This is a genomic window from Allohahella marinimesophila, assembly GCF_039538005.1.
GTDB lineage: Bacteria > Pseudomonadota > Gammaproteobacteria > Pseudomonadales > Oleiphilaceae > Allohahella > Allohahella marinimesophila.
Map to the genome: position 1 here is coordinate 223386 of NZ_BAABBO010000018.1, position 18015 is coordinate 241400.

Consider the following 18015-nt stretch of genomic DNA (forward strand, 5'->3'; position numbering starts at 1 on the left):
AAAGCAGCCAAAATCTTTTGGCTGAGCCAATTGGTTGGGAGGACCATACTGCCACGGCCTGCGTAGCAAGATTTTTGGCATAGGGAACATCGCTCATGAAAACAATAACCTCCGGCTACCTGTCAGTGTCAGGCATCGCCGCTCTTTTCTTCGCCTCAACAGCCTTGGCCCAGGTAGAAGATGGCAAGCCCATCACGGCTACCGTAGAGGGTCACGTCTTCAAACCCGCCCGCGTACCCGCCACCGAGGAGCGGATCAAGCAGTTGAAAGTGCCTGAAGGTTTTGAAATCACGAAGTTTGCCGAAGGCCTGAATAAGCCACGGATGATTGCCGTCACGGCGTCAGGCCTCGTGTACGTCACGGATCGCGACCAGGGCACGGTTACGCTCCTGCGTGATGAGAACAAGGATGGCGTATCGGAGTCGAGTCAGGAAGTCGCCCAGAAGAAGCAGCTGCACGGTATCGCGCTCAGGAACGACCAGGTCTATCTGGCTACCGTCAACGAAGTGTTTGTGGCAGACATCAGGGACGATGGCAGCTTTGGAGAGCTGAAGCGAATCATCAAGGATTTACCGGACGGCGGGCAGCACGGCAACCGTACGCTAGAGTTTGGTCCGGATGGCATGCTGTATATCTCTATTGGCAGCACCTGCAACGCCTGTACCGAAACCAATGATGAAAACGCCACAATCCTGAAGGCGAAGCCCGATGGCTCCAGCCGCACAATTTTCGCGAAAGGCCTGCGCAATACCCTGGGCTTTGCCTGGCATCCCGAGACAGGACAAGTATGGGGCATGGACCATGGCATCGACTGGCTGGGCGACGAGGAGCAACGTGAAGAGCTGAATCTACTGGAGGAAGGCGCCGATTACGGCTGGCCCTACATTTATGGTGAGGGTAAGGAAAATCCGGCTGACCAGCCTCCTGCTTCGAGCTACGACGAGTACAAGAAGAAGACGAAGTATCCGGTGCTGACTTACACGGCTCACAGTTCGGGACTGGACATGATCTTCTACGACGGCAAGCAATTCCCAGAGGCGTATAACGGTGATGCTTTTGTAGCCTTTCATGGCTCCTGGAACAGGCAGACACCAGTTGGCTATAAAGTGGCGCGAATTCGCTATGAAAACGGCCAACCAAAAGCCTTTGAGGATTTCGTGACTGGTTTTCTGCTGGAGGACGAGAAGTCACAGTTCGGGCGAGTGGTGGGGCTTGCTACCTATACCGATGGCTCACTGCTCATCACCGACGACTCCAACGGCGTCGTCTATCGAGTGGCATACGTCGGCGATACCGACGGCTAACACCCTGGGGCAGGACAGGTGAGCTGGCATCTTGTGGCATGATGGCCTGAAATTCATCACCTGGAGATCCGCCTTTGGACTCAGCCACGCCCTCGTCACTCCCACATGGAGCCTCCTGCCCCTGTGGGAGCGGCGCCAAATATACTGATTGCTGTCAGCGACTACACAATGGTGCGGTAGCACAGTCGCCAGAAGCGCTCATGCGTTCGCGCTTTTGCGCGTTCGTGGTGAAAGACAGCCGCTATCTCCTGGAGACCTGGCACCCCTCGACTAGACCAAACAAGCTCGGGCTCAAGAACACGCCTGAATATTGCTCGCTGAAGATAGTGGGCAGCGGTACCGAGGCTGACAAGGGCTGGGTTCATTTCATCGCCGTTCATCGTGAGGGAGCTGGTTTCGGTTTTCTCGAAGAGCGTTCCGATTTTTTACGCGAAGATGGACCTTGGTACTACGTGCGCGGGAAGACGAGCCAGGGTGTGTTGAATCCGGTCCGCAATGAGCCTTGCCCTTGCGGGAGTGGAAGGAAATACAAGAAGTGCTGCATTTGATGAAGGACAGCCTGGAGTCTGGCGAAGCACACTTTCGGTTGGGTAAAGGCAACTTGCGTCGCGTGGGGTATGAGTTGAACGGGGATACGGGGGCGGTTAAGCCCCCGTTCACTCGGCTACTTCTTCTTGCAATCATGATCCTTTTTGCCATGTCGCTTATGCATTTTCGACTGGCGCTTTTCCATCATCTCGTCGTACTCCGCCAGCTGCTCGCTATCGAGCACGGCTGAGAGCTCGACACGACGAGCGGCCAGGATGGTGTCCATCTGGCTCTTCATCTGTTCGCGCAGCGCCTTCATGTCCTCACCACTCGACGCCATGGCTTGATTAAAGGCTGCCGTCTGCGACTCCTGAATCTCGAGCTTCTCGGCCATGCGTGCACCGTGATCTTTGGCAAAGGCGACTGGCGCGAGGGCGACACTGGCAGCCAACACGAGTGCTGCTGAGATGCCGGCGAAGCGTGAGGCTGGCTTGATCTTGTTCATAATTGACTCCGTGAGTCTCTGACTCATCTGATGATCGACAGTTCAAGCGTAAGCGCGGGCGGTGCAAGCAAAAGGGACGAACTGTGCAAGCAATGTGGATCAGGCTGGAGGCACGCCATCGGTGAAGCGATAGCCTGCACCGTAAACGCTCTCGATAGCATCAGCAGCGCCCATGATGGACCCCAGCTTGCGGCGAAGCTTCTTGATGTGGCTGTCGATGGTGCGATCGCTGACGACTCGATGGTCCTTGTAGATGCTCGTCATCAGGCGGTCACGACTGACAATGACTCCTGGTCGCGCCGTCAATGCCTGTAACAACTCGAACTCTATCTGCGTCAGCGATACCGAGCTGCGATTGAAGTGCACCAGTAGTCGCTCGGCATCCAGGCTCAAGGTCTCCGCTGGTCCCACCCTCTCGGATGAAGCGGTCGCCAGTGCTGAACGTCGCAATAGCGCCTTCACCCGTGCAACCACTTCGCGTGGACTATAGGGCTTGCAGATATAATCATCCGCGCCAGTCTCGAGGCCGATGAGCCGGTCGATCTCTGCCACCCGCGCGGTCGTCATGATGAGTGGCACGTTTGAGATGGTTCTGATCTGTCGACAGAGGGTTATGCCATCGACATTTGGCAGCATGATGTCGAGCAGCACTAGATCCGGTGTGCTCGCCTTTATCGCCGGGAGAACTAGCGCACCGTCGCTGACGATGTCGCAATCGAAGTCAGCCTGCTGCAGATAGCCCTGAAGAACCGTGGCGAGTTTCGGTTCGTCTTCGACGATCAGAATGCGTGGCATGATGACCTCAACTGTAAGGCCGCAGCGGCAAGGTGATGACGATGGTCAGGCCGCCAAGCGTGCTCTGGCCAGCCGTGATCTTGCCTCCGGCTGACTCTACGAGCGCCTTGCAGATGGCAAGTCCCAGACCGCTGCCGCCCAGGGCGCGATTGCGGCTCTGCTCATCACGCCATAGTCTGTCGAATACGAGCGGGAGTTGGTCATTTGAGACGCCTGGCGCGCTATCTTCCCAGCGGAGAATAACCCTGGAAGGCGTCAGTGACAGCTCGACCTGCAGTCGACCCGGGGCGTCGGTGTAGCGCCGGGTATTCTGCCAGAGGTTATTGATGACCTGTTCGATCTGAGCCATGCCCAGTGAGACGAGGCGATTGTGCGCGTCGTTCTGGCCGGGCATGGAAAGCCCGACCCTAAGCTCATTGTTCGAAACACCAGCTTCCAGGCTCGCAAGCTTCGTCTGCACAAAATTGATCAGATCCCTGGCAGCCATGAATTCAGTCGCCCCGCCCTCTGCCTGTTCCTCCAGCACGCTCAGTTGATGTAACGATGTCACGAGCCCCGTCAGCATGAGCACCTCGGACTGCAGCGAGACCAGGCCGTCTTGCGAAAGCGGCCGGACACCGTCGATCATGGCTTCAATTTCAGCCCGGAGAATGCTCAAGGGCGTTCTCAGCTCGTGTGAAATATCCACTAACCAGCGCTGCTGCTGGGACTGGTAGCGGGAGAGCGTTTCCGCACACAGATTGACGTGAGCGGCTAGCTGTCCGAGTTCATCCTGCGTCACTGGTGCTAGGCGAACACTGTAATCACGGGCTGCCAGCCGCTGGACCGCGGTGGAGATCCGCTCCAGTCGACGGGTGAGATAGCCCGCGACGGGTATTGCGAGCGCCGCACTCAGCAGCATCGCCACCAGAGTCCAGAGCAGAAACAGTTGAGTTTGAGAAGTGAGGAAAACGCGATCCGCGGCGTTGCTGGCCTGCCGCAACACCGGAGCACCGATGTAGCCGACAAGCTGATCTTCAACCATGATGGGGGCCTGCATGAAGTCGTTCTCTGGCGCCTGCCTGCCAAATACTTGTTCGCCATTTGCATCGAAGAGCGCCAGGCGTCCAGGGCCTCGCTTGCGCCTGGGCCTGTCACCGGCAGAGGCCAGGGCTTCGCGCCAGGCCTTCGGCGAGCGCATTAGCCGTTCCCAGTCGGTGACCGCGGGCTCTTGATCGATCAGTTCCTCGACGATGCCGATCAGATGTGCTTGCTGAGCATCATTCAGGTAGGCGACGAAACCGGAACGAAAACTCTGTTGGAATGCGAGGAACAAGCCGACCGCAATCAACAAGGCAGTGCCAGCCAGCACCAGCGCGAGTCTGGCGCGAATCGAAAACAGGGAGAGTGAACGGAAGCGGACTGGCATTCTGGCAGTATGGTCTCAAGATCGCCTGGACGACAGTGCGAGCGCAGGGATTCACAAAGTTTCCTTGATTGGCCGCAGTTGTTGCCACCACCCTACCCCAACTATGATCCAAAGAGATTCGAGATTGGCTGCAGGCGTTGAAGCCGCTTCCTGGCTTCGGTGCTGGCACCACGGTGACGAGTGTCGCAGGCGTACCAGGTCTGCGCCTCAGGCCCGATCAAGGTGCCGCTGAAGTCCGGGCACTCTGCATTCTTGTCGCGCGTCGCGTTTGTCATGCGAAGCTGGTGGTCTTCGTACTCCTTTCGCAGGTGAGTCAATTCGCTACTGTAGGCTTCGGCCTCGCGGTCGATCCACTTGATGAAGCATGTGTAGTAATCGCTCTGTCGATAGCGGCCGATCAGGCCGTTTGCAGACCCATCGGCTATGGCTCGCTCGTAAAAGCCCTTGTTCCTGCCCAAGGACACCAGGTAGTCCTCTAAACCGGTCCGGTCGAGCGACATGGTTTGCTGCCCACAATGAACCTCATGGCCACGCGCTTCTGCGACAAGAGACGGCACAAGCTTGACGGTAGTGACCTCGGTATCCTCGGCTACGGCCTCTGCTTTATTGACCACTGGCGGCGTCGCCGAAAAATGGGTGACCCCCTGAGCATCCTTCCAGGTATAGACCTGCGCCAGCAGCGCCGGGGAGAGCATCAGGCACGCCACGACCAGTACGCCTCTGGCATGCATACATTTTCCACCTGATACCACCTGTACTGCGCCCCCTCAACGAAAAATTAGTGCTTCCATTGAAATATAGCAGGGATTAACTATCGTCAATGTAGAACGCGTTGAAGTCAGGCTAGTGCGAGAGGTGTACGTGGAAAAAACGAGACGCAAGGCCTTGCTGCTCCTTATGGTCGCCAGCACGGCGGTCACGCCATTGGCGCAGGCAAAAGTATACAAGTGGGTCGATGCCCAGGGGCAGACGCACTACAGCGCCACACCGCCCCCACCGCCACCGGCCGCAGCTACTGAATCGATCGCTGCCGAACCCACCGTTGAGGTCGAGGAGCTGGCGATAGGCGGACGCGGAGCTGTGTCCAGAAACGACAGTCGAGTGTACGGGACCTACTGGGGCGTTCTGCCCGAGACGGGTCAGTCCGTCCGCTACGAGCTCAATCATGGCCGTTTCAACCTGAAGGAATTTTCGTTGAACTATTCGGGCGTGCACGAAGCCGTTCTGGCAGAAGGCGAATACCGGGTGACGGGTGGCGTGCTTGAACAGAGCATTTTCCAGCGACAGGATGGCGAACTGCCGACGATCGGAAAAAGCAGCCAGGAGCTACTGTCCGTTTCTGAGGACCGGTTCAGCGTGTTTCTCGAGACCGGCCACACCGTCGTCTACCGCAAACTTACTCCGCGAATGGAGTCTGAATTTTCCGTGTCAGTCAGCGGCCTTTGGCAGGACGTGTCGAAAAACGGCTGGCGCATTCGCTTCACTGACGACGATTTCAGCATCTACGAAAAGTTTAGCCAGTATGGCAGCTGGAAATTCGTGGCGGCCGGCCAGTGGTCATGGACAGAGCCGACCATGGAGCTGGACTTCGTCGTCAATCTCCGAGAGCCCGTCGCTCACACCAGGCCTCAATTGAAACGCTGGACCCTCATGAAAAAACGTTTTGACGAACTGGAATTCAGGGATGAAGACGGGCAGCAGCTGGTGCAACTGAAGCGCGCGAAATGACTGTAGTGACTAGAGAACATTGAATGAAAGCTCAATTGATCAAGATCGTATTTGCCCTGGGCCTGTGCAGCGTGCTCACAGGCGCGAAGGTATACAAATGGGTGGATGCGCAGGGACAAGTGCATTTCGGCACGCAGCCGCCGCCAGCCGTGCTGAAGGAGGCCGAAGTCTCGAAAGTCTCCGTCGACACCCCTAAGATCGTGAGAATCGAAGAGGTGCTTGAAGGCAGATGGTACATGCTGGATGGCAGTCTGCTTCACGAACTCGTGGTGTACGACACCAAAGTGAACTGGAACGAATACGAGGAAAAACTGGAGAGGACGGCGCGTGGTGAATGGCAGCTCACTGGTCCGACACTGCGAATTGCTGGTGAAAAGATCCCTGGCGGCACGGCAGCCTTTACCATCAAGTCAGTGGCGGCGCACGAGTTCACAGCGTACTGGGAGCAGACTGACCGGATCCACACCTTCCGAAAGCTTGCCGACAGCCGGTATGAACTGAGCAGTCAGGAGGAGATGCTGAATGGCGATTGGGCTGAAGTGTCCGCATCCGATCTGTCGAAACCGGTCGCCAAGTTCCGCTTCGACTCTGGGCGCTTCTACACCTTTCCTGTCGTCCGCAAGGAACGGGTGCAAAACCAGGTCAACATCAACCATGTTCGAGCTGAAGGCAACTGGGAAATAGAGGAACAGACACTGGTCATTCGATACTTCAAAGCCTTTGGCCAGTTCGCGAATCGTGCGCTGACCACCGAACGCCTCGCCATCAAGCAGATGAACAAGCTCGGCTTTGCCGTCACTGACAGCCAGGGCAATATCCGAAACTTCATCAAGATCGAATAATGAAGTGGATCGTACCTGCCATAGCGGCGTTGTGGCATACGCTGGCGTCTGCCGATGTCTACCGTTGGACCGATGCCTCAGGCCAGGTTCACTTCGGTGACCAGGCGCCGCAACAGGAGGGCGAGTTGGTCTTGCAGGAGCCGCCCAGAATCGACGCTGGCGCAAACTTTGATGCCAAGCCAGTAGAAGGTCCCTTGTTGTCGCGCGTCAAGGGCGCATGGGCCGGCCAGCGTCATGGTCTGTCGACTTCACTGGTGCTCGAGCCAGGTGGAGTCTTTGTCGAAGCAGCAATGATCCAGCCAAAGGGCTACACCCCGTTCTTCACCCGGGCCTATGCAGGGCGCTGGACACTCGAACGCAATCTGCTCGTGTTCAAGGTCACCTTCGAGGACAAGGCTGCCCGGCGGCTGCCTCCGCCGGAATCGGCGATCGTGGCCAATGCTGGCAATGGCCGGCTCGAACTCATCTGGGACAGACGACAGGACCCGCACGTTTACACCAGAACCTACGGGGCCCGTCCCTCTGCGCCCGAGCCCTTGCGTTAGCCTTACGCGTTGGGCTCTCCCACTTTGAATCAACGGAAGCAGACACTATGAGTATTGGTCTTATCATTCGTATGGTCGTGTTCGGTGTCGTGCTGTTCGCGCTGGCGAAGTGCGCCGCGAATGTGGCCAGCCCTGTCGCGAAAGATCGCGCAGACGAAAAGGACATGATGCAGCGGATGGCAGACAGGGATGATCCCTACCAGGCAGTCGTGGCGCAGCTTGAAACGCTCAATCTGCTGGACCAGAAGTTGCGCGACTGCATTGTGGAGCAACTGCGCATGTACGAAGGCAAGATTATCGCCGGCAACATGTCGTCGCCCACTGAAATGACACGGCTGATCTGCTGGAATAAAGGCATTGTTTCTCTGGAAGGTCTGGAGCATTTCACGGCGCTGAAAACGGTCGATCTCAGTCGCAACAAGATTGTCGACATCAAACCACTAGGCAGGCTGCAGGCGCTGGAGACACTCAATCTGGGCCAGAACCGGATCGAATCGCTCTGGACCATGTTCCCCTTGCCCAAGCTGAAAAAGCTAGACCTTCGCGAGAATCCGATCAGGGACATCGATGCCCTGCATCAGAACCCCTCACTCGAAACGGTCGAGTATGTTTTCGGCGGAACTGAAGCATGCGCCAGTCTCGATCAATTTTTCGATGCCCGGAATGGTCGGAATTTTTTCCTGCGTCCGCCGCGCAACTGCGTCGATGCGCACGGAGACAAGGTCACTTACTAGACTTCAAGCACCCAGGCGCTCTTCTACGGCATCCAGAAATCCGGCCATATCGACGAGCTTTTCGTGCTCGGGTTTTGTTGTCTTACCTTTGAGATCGGCGGTAATAATACCGTCTGCCACGGTGGCTTCAAGGGCGACCTTGAGGCTTTTGGCATAGTCGGTCAGGGCTTCATTCTGCTCCCGGTCGCCGAGCGTTTCGAGGGCGTTTGCCAGCGCATACAGCAGCGCTGAAGAATTAAAATGGGCGACTTTGCCATCACTTTCCTTGTACTTCAGGAACAGATCGTGCGCCGTACCGTGAGGCGCTTCAAAGAGCATCGTGCCGTCCTTGCTCTCGATGATCGAGCTTGCGGTCGCCAGGCTGCCGCCCAGGGCTGCGGAGATATCGGAGAAAATATCGCCATCGAGGTTTTGAGCCGGGTACAGGGCGTTTCTAGGCGGATCAGTGATCATCTTGATCAGCTGGCTCGAGGGCCGCATGATCATGAAGGATGGCGGTGAGGTGCGATCCTTGGTCAGTTCCATGCGGACATCGTTGATGACCGTGCTGAATACATCGTCATAGTCCATATACTCGCGCTTCAGGCCGAAATAGACTTCCTTGCCCTTGCGCGAGGCATCGCGGAACACCTGCAGAATCCAGTCCTTGATCGCTTCGCGGTCGTTGGACATCAGCAGCATCGGATCGCCCTGCTTGACCCGGCGAGCATGTTTCTCGACACCATCCACCACGACCTTGAGAATGCCATCGTGCTGGGCAGGCATATTGAAGCTGCCGTACTGATCACCACCACCTGCGCTCATTCTCGATATGGAGACGTGGGATTCGCGCTTGGGAATGCCATAGCATTTCAGCTGCTCAACCAGCTTGTAGAGTTTGCGGCCGGTGGTGTTGTCTGGCACGCCCCAGAGCGCTCGCTCGGGTGGGTTGGCGACAATACGGGCGGCCTGGGCGTCGACGAGTTCGTAATGGTATTCAAGGCCAGCCGCGTCGAATTGTTCCTTGTACTCGGTCTTGAAGATTCCCTCTATTGCGGCACGCATCACGCCGTCATAACCGGCGATAACCGTGTCTTTCAAGCCAAGATATACGTCGCGCTTTTCATCCAGTGCACGTTGAAAAAACTGATGAGCCCAGGTCCGAACGTCTGCAATGTCATTGGTTGCTACCAACCAGGGATCACCCTTGTTCAGCTCGCGTCGGTGCAGTTCGACCGGGTCGCCGCTTTTGCCGACGAACAGCAATTTCAGCACACCGGTAGCCGGAGACAGTTCGTTATAACTGTCCTTGATGCCACCGTTCTCCATCGTATCGACCACGATGTCGCGATCGATCCATTTGGGCGCAATGACTCGAAGATTGCGGAACTGGATATCTTCCCTGGTGATATTCCCGCCGATGCCTTTGCGGATTGCACCGTTCGGGGACTTGGTGGCGAGTGGATCGAGCTTGTGCTTTTCGAGTTCAGGGTGCGCCTGCAGCATCTCCTCCAGCTGATCACGATTGACCGTCATCCCGGCATTCTTGACGCCGACGCCGTAGCGCTTGAGCGCATCAATGGCTTCAAAGATGACCTGTCCATTGGTCAACAGCCGGTTCTCGGCAGAGAGATCAATCTCAACGAGCTCGATTGCCAGGCGCGCATTCACAAATCTTTCCAGTATCTGTTCGAACGCCACTTGCGCCATCTCATCGCCGTGCAATACGACGAGCGGGGCTTTGACCTGGATCTTGTTGCTCATTGTTGTCTCCAATTGTAGCTGGGTGTCGGGGGCCGTTGTGCGGCTTATAGGGATACTCTACGTGTTTGAGCGGGCTTTCAGCTAGGCTTGTTCGCAGATCCAATCCCTGAACTGCTGATCCTCGAAATCCCAGACGCCCTGCTCGATTCTTGTGATGTACACGCCTCGCATACGATTGACCGCATTCTGGATACCGTATTTCGTGACATCCTCAAGCGGCAGGCCAAGGTAGTCTGCGATAAATACTCTGGCTTCATCACTGTAAAGCCCCCTACCTGTCGTGAGAAGCCGCACAAGGATGGCTCGATCAATGGGCTTCAAGGTGTCCCACGCCTCCTCATAGCCAGCAGTGTCTATGCTGTCGGATAGATATGATTCAGTCACTTTGGCGATATCAGAAATGCCTGCGCGAAGCATGATATCGATGATCTGGCGGAACTCGAATGGCACTTTCTTCACCGATCTGAACGCACTGAGGGCTTCGTTGAGTTGCACCTGTCTGCCCGATGCTTCTGTGAAAGCTGTCAGAATATGCTGCACGAAGCTTGCGCCCAACTCAGGAAGATCGATTTGTGAGGACGACTGAAACAGAGGGGCTTTCCTGCGACGAAACAATCTTTGCAGACCATCTCGTGAAGATCCGGTGTAAACGACTTTCAACTGTTCACGGTGACGATCAATGATCGTCCGGAGGAAGTACACGAGTGGTTCGAACGTGGTATCCGTCGCAAGATGCTGAACTTCATCCAGGCAGAGCAGAATCGGTTTGTTCACAGTCAGGAGCTGATTGAAAGAGTCGCGCAAGGCCGCTAACTGATTGTCGTCTGGCGTTTTCAACGTCGAGGCGCTGGGCAATTCTACTGAGGCACTCAGCCCCGCACCGGCCAGCTTAAAGTTTTTCGGCGAAAACTCGATCGTTCGTAACTTCTGCGCCCAGTTCAGATCTCGTTGCGCCTGTGAGAGGCCCGCCTGAAGACATCGCACTGGATCGTTCCGATGCTCCCAGAAGCTGACGTAGACCGGCAAAAACCCACGCTCGTTGGCCACCGGAATCAGGTCATAGAGAATGAATTCGGTCTTTCCCATCCGTCGTGGCGCAAACAGCGTAAGTGTGCTGGTGCTAGCTGCGGTAAAGGTGCTGAGAAAGACATCTGTGAGATCACTGCGTCGGTAGTGCCATTGAATTGCCATGAGTTTTTTTCGATTAGTAAAGAGTAGTAGAGAAAGCCACTACTGTAGTAGAATTTTCTACTACTTTCTACTACTTTGGTTTGGCTTGCCCGGAAATGTGCTCACCATCTGAACATCGGCAAGGGCTTGAGCGGGTGTTTTACAAAGTCGTGGGCAGAGAGTTGGGCGAGACGCTTGTGGAAACCGTGCGTCGGGAACACCTCGTACAGGGCGCGGATGGTAAGTCTGTCGATTCCGAAGCTCCGCATGCCCATAGTGACGTCTATCCAGTCGGCCTGACGAAACTTTTCGACGAGATCGGAGCCACTACTACTCGTCACTTTGTGATGCTCGCTGATCATCTGCGACACTTCATCCGACCAGCCCGGTTTTCCAATCTTTTCGAGGTAGGCCTGAGCCAGGTCCACTGAAGGATCGATATAGTCGAAGGTGTTATCGGTCCAAATGCCGAGGTCGTGAAAGGCGCAAGCAATTGAGAGCTTTTCGCCTGTGTCCGCTTGGGGATCGGTCATGAGCAACGCCAGGTTGAAAACTCGATAACAATGGTTCGTGTAGGCCCGCAGATCCGCTCCGAGCTGGCTGCTGTGCTCGGCGAGAAGCTGGTCGAGAAGCGCGTCCTGAGTAATGAAGTTCATGGCTTGCTGTTATCCTGCTGACAAGTTCCGCCGATTGGGCGGCACGGCGCAGCCTTCCGGCTTGAAGACCCGTTGAGTAGAGGCCGGGGATTTGTCGAGCTTCGCTGCTGGTCGCCGAGGCCGCTTAACTAGTTCGCCGCTGCAGTTTGGACATTTGCCAAGCAGCACATCGTCGCAGCAGTTCGCGCAGAAGGTGCACTCGAATGAGCAGATTCTGGCATCTTCCGTATCTGGTGGAAGATCTCTGTTGCAGCACTCGCAGTTTGGGCGGAGTTCCAGCATAGGCGTTGTCCTTTGAATTCTTCAGTACCGGGCGGCCGGTCAGTTGCAGCGTATTCCGGTGATGCCGCTCCTACCCTTTGCCCTGGCTCAATAGATAGAGTACACCCGCGGCGCCAAGAGCGACGACAGCCACAATGTCGGCAATGACCACCCGCCGCAATGCCTCATTGTACCCGCCTACAGACAATGCAATGGCTATGTAAGGGCCTCCCAGAAGGACGGCGACACAGAGACAGTATCGGTCGAATCATCGTTCTTAACGTGCAGATAAGTGGCGATGATGTCATTAGCGTGTAGAGCATCCACTAGACGGTCTCCTTGGCATGAGGTCGGCCCGTCCTCCGAATACCTGCCCTACTTCGCCAGAGGATCGCCAGAGTTCAGCACCCGGCTACGGTCGTGTGCGTATAGCCTAAGCGACCGTCTCAAACTTTCGCAAGCAATGTTGTGAGACTTAAGGGGCGTGATTCAACTCCAGGCAAGGGACGAACAAGCTATGAGCAGCAAAATTGCAATCGTCACCGGCGGCAGCCGCGGTCTTGGCCGCAACACAGTGCAACACCTCGCTCAACGCGGGGCAGATGTCATTCTCACGTACCACAGCGAGCAGAAAGAGGCCGATGAGGCAGTGGCGGAAGTGGAGAAACTCGGCGGCAAGGCGCTCGCTTTTCAGCTCGATACCGGTGATAGCAGTAGTTTCGAGGCATTCGCAGATCAGGTACGTCTGGCCTTGCAGCAACATTGGCAGCGGCACCACTTCGACTTTCTGGTCAACAACGCCGGCATGGGCATGAGCGCGAAATTTGTAGAGACCACTGAACAACAGGTCGACGCGCTCTTCAACGTCCACTTCAAAGGCGTCTTCTTTCTTACGCAGAAGCTGCTGCCATTAATGGTCGACGGTGGACGCATCATCAATCTCTCGAGTGGCCTCGCACGCTTTTCGCTGCCGGGGAATGCTGCCTATGGCGCCATGAAGGGCGCTATCGATGTGCTGACGAGATACATGGCGCTCGAACTGGGCCCTCGACGGATAACGGTAAATTCTGTCGCGCCTGGCGCTATCGAAACCGACTTCGGGGGTGGCAGGGTTCGAGACAACGCTGAGATCAATGAGCAAATTGCCAGCCAGACCGCCCTGGGTCGCGTGGGTATGCCCGACGATATCGGCGCGCTGATCGCTACGATGCTCGGTAATGAGCATGGCTGGATCAACGGTCAGCGTATAGAGGCGTCTGGTGGGATCATGCTCTGAGGCAAGTTACTCCAACAGAGACTCACCAGCCGAGAGCACCCAGCAGCGGTCGTTATGGGTATACCCAATGCGCCCGTAATAATCCTTCGCCAGCGGCGCTGCGAGCAGAATAATCGAGCAGCGCGGCCCCAGCTGCTGCTGTGTCAGTACCTGAAGCCGCTTGCCGATGCCGGAGGTTTGATAGTCCTCGTCGACAGCAAGATCGGACAGGTAACAGGCGTAGTGAAAGTCCGTGACGCTTCGGGCGATCCCGACAAGCCGGGGACCATCCCAGGCGCTGATCATCAGGTTTGAATGACTGATCATGCCATCGATGCAATCACGATCATCCAGCGGTCGGCGCACGCCAAGTGATGTTTTCTGCAGTAGATCGATGAAATGCTCAGCTGTTATCGGATGGTTGATTTTGTACTCGATGGTCATGGATATCTCCTGCCTCTTTGCGGCCCATTAAAGTCCGAGTTGCATTTTTATGGCTTCTTTCGCCGAGCTTCTAGGTCTATGATATTGAAAGCATTATGGATTTCCAATCAGCCAGGGAGGCAGTATGATAATCGAACAGCTAAAAGCGTTAGCCATTGCGGCACAAGGACGAAGCGGTCTGCCAGGGGCCGTATGTGACTATCCAGCCTACAGGGCCCTGCATATCACTGCGGGCAACTTCCTTGGAATAGAGCGCCTTGAACAGAATCTGGCTCACTTTCTTGAGCAGCGCGAGTCACGACTGGACCGCATCACGACCTTCGTTCGTGCTTGTGATCTCGATCCTGCACCAGCCCTGGCGGCAGGTCACGATCCACTACCGTTTCTGGAAGGCCTCGACAGCTGGGTGACCGAGCACTGGTCCACCGGGCGTATCCCAAAGCAGCGACTCTCTCGCCAGTTCTGGGCGGAGCATTGCGATGATGGCAGCACACCATTGTACGGCTTTCTGTCAGACCTTGGCCTGTTGATGGGCGAGATCCTGATTGCACAGCGGCCAGAGTGTCGGTGGAGCTTTGATGTGATGGCCAGGAACCGTGAGCATTCCAGCTTTGTGAATCGGCTGGTCGTGGCCGGACTAGCCGTGCCGGCGGATGTGACCCTACCAAGTTATTACGATCCAGGGTTGTCTGCCTTCTTTGCAATGAGGACCATTCGATACCACCCCGACCCCGGCCAACATGATCTTACCTGGAACATCAGGGCAAGGTTGTCGTACTATCCGGCGCTGGAAGTGGCTCCTTCCGCAGCGGACCCGGTTATCGAACGATCAACGCATGTCGAACCAGAGAGAACACTGGTAACAGAAGAATGATCAAACTGTATCAATTCCCAATCTCGCATTACTGTGAAAAGGCGCGATGGGCACTCGATTTCAAAGGCGTGCCCTACCAGGTCGTCAATCTGATCCCCGGCCTACACGTCCCCGTGATGAAGCGGCTGACTGGCCGGACCAGCGTCCCTGTCTTAGCCGATGGTGACACCCTCATTGCCGGATCGGACCGTATTCTCGACTATCTCGATCAGGCCTATCCACAGCCATCTCTGATGCCTGCCGACGCCGAGCAGCAGCAGGCCGTGCGCGAATGGGAGGCCTTTGCCGACAAGGACATTGGCCCACATGTCAGGCGCTACTGCTACCACACGCTGCTCAACCATCCCGACATCGTCAAGCCCTTCTTCACGACCGGTGGCCCCTGGTACGGTGGGCTGTTTCTGCGTGCGGCGTTTCCCGCACTGCGGATCGGCATGCGCAAGGCAATGAATATCAACGAGGCTGGCGCGAAGCGTTCGCTCGACAAAATCGTGACTGCCGTCGCCCTGCTCGCGCCGCTCTGCCGGCCAGAGGGTTACGGACTCGACTGGCCGGAAGAGCTTCCCGAGCCGCTGGCGAGCACGACCAGTCAGCTTGCACCGAAGCTGGCTTGGGTACTGCGGGTGTACGACACATACCGCCGGAACGACGAAGCAGAGCCCGGTGCAGATCTGGCCTATTCCTGATGCGTGTGCCGCTGAGCGAGCATTCAGAGATAGTCTTCTATCGGCAACAGTGAAATCATCCAGGCCTTTGTGCGCAGCCACCAGTCGGTGTCCGGTTCGCTGGACAGCGTCTGTGTTTGGCCCTGCCACTGCAGGTCACCATCCTCATCGAGTTCGACCTGCCAACTGTTCGCCCGTGTCATGCCTGTTTCGATGGATGCTGCCACTTCGGCGGCAAGCTCCGGACTGCGGATCAGGAGTACGGTTTCGCCATTCAGATACATGGCGCGCAAGTTGGCGTTAAAAGATCCGACATATAACACCTTGCGATCGAACACCGCCGTCTTTGAATGCAGGCCAATGTCACCGTCTGCGCAGAACTCTTCGTACGCGACCCAGACGGTGCAGGCTTCGGCGTCCGGACGTAATTCAAAGAGTTCGAAGCCGTGCTCCAGCACCTCGGGTCGCCACCGGGCGTAGCCCGCATGATTGGGCACCACATCGTTCGAAGCCAGTGAGTTGGTGAGCACTGCGATTCGTAGCGGGTCGGCATTCAGTTCCCGGATGTTCGCAAGCGCCGCCTCGTCCAGAATGAAGTAGGCCGACTCTATCAGGACCTCCGATTCAGATGCTCTAACGGCATCGGCGAGCGCCTTTGCGGCGGCGGTGAGCTCTTCAGGGAATTCATCAGGATCTGTAAAGGGCGGCTCAAATATGAAATCGGCCTCAGCCCAGACGAGCTTGTCGATTCTTTCGGCCAAAATTTCAAGCCCAGCGTCCTGACCCATTGGCAGAGCGAGCTTCAGGCCGGCTGTGTCTGAGGCTTGAGCGCGAGCTTCGGCTACTCGACTGGCATACTCGGCTTCGCTGGCAGCTTCCGAGGCCAGCTCGGCTACTGGTCGAGACCACTCGCTCTCCCAGAAGGCTTCGAAGTTTGCAGAGAAGCCGTCGACGATCGGGCCCACTGCCATGACATCACGATCGCGGAAATTCAGCGTGGCATGCTCATCGAAGTACTCATCGCCAATATTGCGCCCGCCGATGATGCCGATCGCGCCATCCACGATGAAGCTCTTGTTGTGCATGCGTCTGTTCAGGCGGTCGAAGTCGCCCAGAAATGACAGCCACTTGCCAAAGCCGTCTCGCACCGGCGCCGGGTTGTAGACCCTGATATCAATATTGGGATGCGCTGCGAAGAGTGCGAGCACATCGTCACGTCCGCCCAGATTGATATCGTCCAGTACGACGCGCACCTGCACGCCACGGTCAGCCGCCAGTAGCAGCCGGCGGGCCAGATAGACGCCAGAGGTGTCGCTGTTCCAGATGTAGTACTGGGCATCGATGGTCGACTGGGCCGCGTCTATCATGGCGGCTCGGTATAGGAAGGCCTCCTGGCCGGTGTCGAGAATGTGAAAGCCGGATTGGTCTGGGTGAGATTTGGCGGCTGTGCTGGCTGTGGTGGCTAGCTCGGCCGCTGCCGTGGCGGCGTATGCATTAGCGAGCAGGAAACAAAGCATAAAACGGGCAAGTAGATTGATCACGTTGTGGGCCGGTAGCAAGTGTTGTGTAGATCGTAGCAGAGAGGGACTTTCCTCGCTTCAATTGCACTTTTACATGCCCATGACTAAAACCTGCCCTGCAAAAAATCAATCAGCGCCGTGACCTTCGGCGCCACATGCTTCCTCGTTGGATACATCGCATAAATCCCAAGCTTTTCCGCGCGATACTCAGGCAGTAGCTCGATCAACCTACCCTCTGCAAGATCAGGCCCCACCAGAAAGTCCGGCTGCAAGGTAATGCCCTGCCCCGCCAGCGCCAGGGCTCGGCAGGTGTCGCCGTTGTTGGAGCTCATGGCTGGGCGGGTGGTCACGCTGACTGGTCCTTCGGGGCCGTCGAACCGCCAATCGTGGCCTTTGGCCGAATAGCTGTAAGCGATGATGCGGTGACTGGTGAGATCGGCTGGCGTGTGAGGTTCGCCGAAAGCTGCCAGATAGGCGGGTGAAGCGCAGAGCACGATACGGGTGCTGGCGAAGCGGCGGCTGATCAGGGTGGAATTGGACAGCGCGGCGATGCGGATGGCGAGGTCGTAACCCTCCTCCACGAGATCGACCATGCGGTCTGACAGGGTGATATCGATGCTGATCTTGGGGTTTTGCTCAAGGAAGTCGCCCCACAGCGGCGCGAGGTGGCTGATGCCGAAAGTCAGTGGTGCGTTCACCCTCAGGAGTCCGCTGGCCTCGGCTCGACGGCTGCTCAGTTCGGTCTCTGCGGCCTCCAGGCCTGCGAGCAGCTCGCGGCAGCGGTAGTAGAAGACGTCGCCCTCCTCGGTGAGCGACAGTCGTCGAGTAGTCCTGTGCAGAAGACGCAGACCCAGCCTGGTCTCGAGATCTGCGATGTAGCGCGAGACCGCCGCCTTCGACATGCCAAGGCTGTCAGCTGCGCCAACAAAGCTGCCGGCATCGACGACGGCGGTAAAGGTTTGCATCTCGAGGAACTTGTCCATCTGTGATTATCTCATTATCTGCAACAGTAAATGTCATTTAGGCATGTTTATCCCG

At 56.8% G+C, this 18015-nt stretch carries 20 protein-coding genes; 9 read left to right on the plus strand and 11 right to left on the minus strand.

The window, feature by feature from the left end; all coding sequences use genetic code 11:
* Positions 1-95: 95 nt before the first annotated feature.
* The gene (locus ABD735_RS17530) at positions 96-1304 is read left to right on the plus strand and encodes a PQQ-dependent sugar dehydrogenase (protein ID WP_344808874.1); all 1209 of its coding nucleotides are present in this window, start codon (positions 96-98) and stop codon (positions 1302-1304) included.
* Between the two features lie 74 nt (positions 1305-1378).
* The gene (locus tag ABD735_RS17535; RefSeq protein WP_344808875.1) at positions 1379-1852 is read left to right on the plus strand and encodes a YchJ family protein; all 474 of its coding nucleotides are present in this window, start codon (positions 1379-1381) and stop codon (positions 1850-1852) included.
* 116 nt (positions 1853-1968) lie between these two features.
* Here ABD735_RS17535 and ABD735_RS17540 read toward each other — a convergent pair whose 3' ends face one another.
* The 4 genes from ABD735_RS17540 to ABD735_RS17555 all read right to left on the minus strand — a co-directional run bounded on the left by ABD735_RS17540 (position 1969) and on the right by ABD735_RS17555 (position 5271).
* Complete coding sequence (locus ABD735_RS17540) at positions 1969-2337, minus strand: hypothetical protein (protein ID WP_344808877.1); 369 nt, start codon at positions 2335-2337, stop codon at positions 1969-1971.
* Between the two features lie 99 nt (positions 2338-2436).
* Positions 2437-3132, minus strand: a complete 696-nt coding sequence (locus ABD735_RS17545; RefSeq protein WP_344808879.1) for a response regulator — start codon at positions 3130-3132, stop codon at positions 2437-2439.
* Between the two features lie 7 nt (positions 3133-3139).
* A complete protein-coding gene (locus tag ABD735_RS17550; RefSeq protein ID WP_344808881.1) occupies positions 3140-4540 on the minus strand; it encodes an ATP-binding protein in 1401 nt (466 codons plus the stop codon).
* Between the two features lie 101 nt (positions 4541-4641).
* Positions 4642-5271 (minus strand): DUF4124 domain-containing protein, encoded by a 630-nt coding sequence (locus ABD735_RS17555; protein ID WP_344808883.1) that lies wholly within the window; start codon positions 5269-5271, stop codon positions 4642-4644.
* A gap of 130 nt (positions 5272-5401) precedes the next feature.
* Here ABD735_RS17555 and ABD735_RS17560 point away from each other — a divergent pair, with 130 nt between their 5' ends.
* From ABD735_RS17560 to ABD735_RS17575, 4 genes are read left to right on the plus strand one after another with little or no spacing between them, the layout of a single operon-like run.
* Positions 5402-6268, plus strand: a complete 867-nt coding sequence (locus tag ABD735_RS17560; protein ID WP_344808885.1) for a DUF4124 domain-containing protein — start codon at positions 5402-5404, stop codon at positions 6266-6268.
* Between the two features lie 23 nt (positions 6269-6291).
* On the plus strand, positions 6292-7110 hold the full coding sequence (locus ABD735_RS17565; protein ID WP_344808887.1) for a DUF4124 domain-containing protein: 819 nt from the start codon (positions 6292-6294) through the stop codon (positions 7108-7110).
* The gene (locus ABD735_RS17570; protein ID WP_344808889.1) at positions 7110-7655 is read left to right on the plus strand and encodes a DUF4124 domain-containing protein; all 546 of its coding nucleotides are present in this window, start codon (positions 7110-7112) and stop codon (positions 7653-7655) included. The genes ABD735_RS17565 and ABD735_RS17570 overlap by 1 nt, the downstream gene beginning before the upstream one ends.
* Positions 7656-7702: 47 nt before the next feature.
* Entirely contained in the window at positions 7703-8389 is a 687-nt protein-coding gene (locus ABD735_RS17575) for a leucine-rich repeat domain-containing protein (RefSeq protein WP_344808891.1), read from the plus strand.
* Between the two features lie 3 nt (positions 8390-8392).
* On the opposite strand, the gene ABD735_RS17580 is transcribed toward ABD735_RS17575, so the two are convergent.
* From ABD735_RS17580 to ABD735_RS17595, 4 genes are all read right to left on the minus strand, one after another.
* Entirely contained in the window at positions 8393-10132 is a 1740-nt protein-coding gene (locus ABD735_RS17580) for an isocitrate/isopropylmalate family dehydrogenase (protein WP_344808893.1), read from the minus strand.
* An 81-nt stretch (positions 10133-10213) separates the two neighbouring features.
* Positions 10214-11323 carry an ATP-binding protein gene (locus ABD735_RS17585; RefSeq protein ID WP_344808895.1) on the minus strand — a complete coding sequence of 370 codons (1110 nt, stop codon included), beginning with the start codon at positions 11321-11323 and terminating at the stop codon, positions 10214-10216.
* 101 nt (positions 11324-11424) lie between these two features.
* Complete coding sequence (locus tag ABD735_RS17590; protein WP_344808897.1) at positions 11425-11958, minus strand: HD domain-containing protein; 534 nt, start codon at positions 11956-11958, stop codon at positions 11425-11427.
* Between the two features lie 9 nt (positions 11959-11967).
* Entirely contained in the window at positions 11968-12240 is a 273-nt protein-coding gene (locus ABD735_RS17595) for a DUF1272 domain-containing protein (protein ID WP_344808899.1), read from the minus strand.
* Positions 12241-12736: 496 nt separating this feature from the next.
* On the opposite strand from ABD735_RS17595, the gene ABD735_RS17600 reads away from it, so the two are divergent.
* The gene (locus ABD735_RS17600) at positions 12737-13495 is read left to right on the plus strand and encodes an SDR family NAD(P)-dependent oxidoreductase (protein WP_344808901.1); all 759 of its coding nucleotides are present in this window, start codon (positions 12737-12739) and stop codon (positions 13493-13495) included.
* Positions 13496-13501: 6 nt separating this feature from the next.
* Here ABD735_RS17600 and ABD735_RS17605 read toward each other — a convergent pair whose 3' ends face one another.
* Positions 13502-13918 carry a GNAT family N-acetyltransferase gene (locus ABD735_RS17605; RefSeq protein ID WP_344808903.1) on the minus strand — a complete coding sequence of 139 codons (417 nt, stop codon included), beginning with the start codon at positions 13916-13918 and terminating at the stop codon, positions 13502-13504.
* Between the two features lie 124 nt (positions 13919-14042).
* Between ABD735_RS17605 and ABD735_RS17610 the strand changes: the two genes are divergently transcribed.
* Positions 14043-14792, plus strand: coding sequence for a hypothetical protein (locus tag ABD735_RS17610; protein WP_344808905.1), 750 nt, complete (start codon positions 14043-14045; stop codon positions 14790-14792).
* Positions 14789-15478 carry a glutathione S-transferase family protein gene (locus ABD735_RS17615; RefSeq protein WP_344808907.1) on the plus strand — a complete coding sequence of 230 codons (690 nt, stop codon included), beginning with the start codon at positions 14789-14791 and terminating at the stop codon, positions 15476-15478. The genes ABD735_RS17610 and ABD735_RS17615 overlap by 4 nt, the downstream gene beginning before the upstream one ends.
* Before the next feature lie 23 nt (positions 15479-15501).
* Here ABD735_RS17615 and ABD735_RS17620 read toward each other — a convergent pair whose 3' ends face one another.
* Both ABD735_RS17620 and ABD735_RS17625 read right to left on the minus strand, forming a co-directional pair.
* Positions 15502-16998, minus strand: coding sequence for a phospholipase D family protein (locus ABD735_RS17620; RefSeq protein WP_344808909.1), 1497 nt, complete (start codon positions 16996-16998; stop codon positions 15502-15504).
* A gap of 83 nt (positions 16999-17081) precedes the next feature.
* Positions 17082-17960 (minus strand): LysR family transcriptional regulator, encoded by an 879-nt coding sequence (locus ABD735_RS17625; protein WP_344808911.1) that lies wholly within the window; start codon positions 17958-17960, stop codon positions 17082-17084.
* Between the last annotated feature and the right edge of the window lie 55 nt (positions 17961-18015).

Bases quoted from the DNA above. Each gene is read 5' to 3' on its own strand.
- ABD735_RS17530 (WP_344808874.1), top strand. From the start codon at position 96: ATGAAAACAATAACCTCCGGCTACCTGTCAGTGTCAGGCATCGCCGCT.
- ABD735_RS17540 (WP_344808877.1), bottom strand. From the start codon at position 2,337: ATGAACAAGATCAAGCCAGCCTCACGCTTCGCCGGCATCTCAGCAGCA.
- ABD735_RS17545 (WP_344808879.1), bottom strand. From the start codon at position 3,132: ATGCCACGCATTCTGATCGTCGAAGACGAACCGAAACTCGCCACGGTT.
- ABD735_RS17550 (WP_344808881.1), bottom strand. From the start codon at position 4,540: ATGCCAGTCCGCTTCCGTTCACTCTCCCTGTTTTCGATTCGCGCCAGA.
- ABD735_RS17555 (WP_344808883.1), bottom strand. From the start codon at position 5,271: ATGCATGCCAGAGGCGTACTGGTCGTGGCGTGCCTGATGCTCTCCCCG.
- ABD735_RS17565 (WP_344808887.1), top strand. From the start codon at position 6,292: ATGAAAGCTCAATTGATCAAGATCGTATTTGCCCTGGGCCTGTGCAGC.
- ABD735_RS17570 (WP_344808889.1), top strand. From the start codon at position 7,110: ATGAAGTGGATCGTACCTGCCATAGCGGCGTTGTGGCATACGCTGGCG.
- ABD735_RS17575 (WP_344808891.1), top strand. From the start codon at position 7,703: ATGAGTATTGGTCTTATCATTCGTATGGTCGTGTTCGGTGTCGTGCTG.
- ABD735_RS17580 (WP_344808893.1), bottom strand. From the start codon at position 10,132: ATGAGCAACAAGATCCAGGTCAAAGCCCCGCTCGTCGTATTGCACGGC.
- ABD735_RS17585 (WP_344808895.1), bottom strand. From the start codon at position 11,323: ATGGCAATTCAATGGCACTACCGACGCAGTGATCTCACAGATGTCTTT.
- ABD735_RS17590 (WP_344808897.1), bottom strand. From the start codon at position 11,958: ATGAACTTCATTACTCAGGACGCGCTTCTCGACCAGCTTCTCGCCGAG.
- ABD735_RS17595 (WP_344808899.1), bottom strand. From the start codon at position 12,240: ATGCTGGAACTCCGCCCAAACTGCGAGTGCTGCAACAGAGATCTTCCA.
- ABD735_RS17600 (WP_344808901.1), top strand. From the start codon at position 12,737: ATGAGCAGCAAAATTGCAATCGTCACCGGCGGCAGCCGCGGTCTTGGC.
- ABD735_RS17605 (WP_344808903.1), bottom strand. From the start codon at position 13,918: ATGACCATCGAGTACAAAATCAACCATCCGATAACAGCTGAGCATTTC.
- ABD735_RS17610 (WP_344808905.1), top strand. From the start codon at position 14,043: ATGATAATCGAACAGCTAAAAGCGTTAGCCATTGCGGCACAAGGACGA.
- ABD735_RS17615 (WP_344808907.1), top strand. From the start codon at position 14,789: ATGATCAAACTGTATCAATTCCCAATCTCGCATTACTGTGAAAAGGCG.
- ABD735_RS17625 (WP_344808911.1), bottom strand. From the start codon at position 17,960: ATGGACAAGTTCCTCGAGATGCAAACCTTTACCGCCGTCGTCGATGCC.